We start from the raw sequence: 1,660 nt of genomic DNA, 5'->3' as shown, positions 1-1,660 counted from the left end.
ACGCCCGTTCTCCGCCGATTCTGTGGAAAAACAGCGTGTTGCTTTCGCAGAAAGCTGCGCTTTGAAGAGCGCGCGAGCGCCTTTCCTATCAGGCTTTGCGCGTTTGCTGCGGTGCAGGAAAAATCTTAGCCAGTTTGCGGAGGTTTTGGGCGGTGGCGGCGAGGAGGAATTCGTCATTTGCACCGCATGGGCCGCGTAATCGCAGTCGTCCCAGCCCGAGAATGCGTTTGAGGTGGGCAAAGAGCATTTCGACCTTTTTCCTGAGCTTCATCGCAATCTGATATTCTTCAGTTTTGGCCAAATCTCTGGCAACCTGACGCGCGTCTTCGTGCTCCTCGCGGGTGATCTTGCGCGCCTCAGCGTTGGGGCAGCATTTTTGCTTGGACGGGCAGACCTGGCAGACTTCTTTCAAGGCGCGATAGCGCGCGGTGCCCTTGCCCGTCGGCCCCCGGCTTGGATCAGAGTAATTCCGGCGGAACTGTTTGAGCGCGTGGCCCTCGGGGCAGATGTATTGGTCGTTCTTCGCATCCCAGTCAAAATCTGTGCGTGTCCAGGTCCCATCGGGGCGTCCGGCCTTGTCGATCACAGGGATGTAAGGATCGATCTTGCGTTCCACGAGCCAGCCGAGCATGGGGCCTGAACCATAGGCTGTGTCGGCGATCATCCAGTCGGGGACCAGGCCGAACTTGGCTTTCACCCGTGTAAGCATGGTCTGGGTCGATCCAACCTCGGCTTGTCGGATCGAACGGGTGCCTTCAACGTCCAATATAACACCGTGATCCGTGTCTATCAGGTAGTTATCGGAATAGCTGAAGAATGCCGGACCCTTACGCGCCGCCGTCCATTGGCTGGCGGGATCAGAATGCGAGGTGAACTTGGGCTGCACCTCGCTGGCCGCGCCAAATGCAGCCTTATCCAGCGTGTCGAGATACTCGCGCACGGCGCGGGGCGCATCAGCCGGATCAATGTGCGTTGCGTCCCAGTCTTCCTTCGGCGTGGAGTTCTGCTTGTTCGCATCGGCTTCGATCAGGCTGGCGTCAATCGCCATTCGCTGGCCGCTGACCAGACCTTCGGCGATGCAGCGCGCGACAGTCGTCTCAAACAGGTGGCGCAGCAGTTCGCTGTCGCGAAAACGCCCATGCCGGTTCTTGGAAAACGTCGAGTGATCCGGGACCCGGTCGCTCAGATCGAGGCCGCAGAACCAGCGATACGCGAGGTTCAGATGCACCTCTTCGCAGAGCCGTCGCTCAGAACGAATGCCGAAGCAATAGCCGACCAGCAACATCCGGATCAGCAGCTCGGGATCGACCGACGGGCGGCCGGTATGGCTGTAGAAATCCGCAAGGTGGGCGCGGATGCTACTCAGGTCGACGAACCGATCAATGGATCGAAGCAGGTGATCTTGGGGAACATGATCCTCCAGCGAGAACTCGTAGAACAGCGCCGGTTGCGCCTCCTGTCGTGGTCCCATCATCGCCAATACTCCCCCCGAATAAAGGGATTGAATCAGCAGTTCAGGCCGCGATCAAGGAAGAGTTTTTCAACAAAATAAGCCCAAAGTTACGTGATGCTGCTACGCGGCCAATGGCTGCTAAGCGGAATTTCGAAAACGATTGCCAGCATTGCTTTGCCCCTTGCGGCTCCTCGATTGTAGGTATAC

General features: G+C 58.1%; 1 protein-coding gene. It reads right to left on the bottom strand.

Features of this window, described 5'->3' with window-relative positions:
* Positions 1-88: 88 nt before the first annotated feature.
* A complete protein-coding gene (locus A3722_RS13850) occupies positions 89-1,474 on the bottom strand; it encodes an IS1182 family transposase (protein WP_067629896.1) in 1,386 nt (461 codons plus the stop codon).
* Positions 1,475-1,660: the final 186 nt, after the last annotated feature.

This window comes from Sulfitobacter sp. HI0027 (assembly GCF_001634775.1).
Lineage (GTDB): Bacteria > Pseudomonadota > Alphaproteobacteria > Rhodobacterales > Rhodobacteraceae > Sulfitobacter.
This window is presented reverse-complemented; position numbering and strand designations above follow the sequence as displayed.

Bases quoted from the DNA above. Each gene is read 5' to 3' on its own strand.
- A3722_RS13850 (WP_067629896.1), bottom strand. From the start codon at position 1,474: ATGATGGGACCACGACAGGAGGCGCAACCGGCGCTGTTCTACGAGTTC.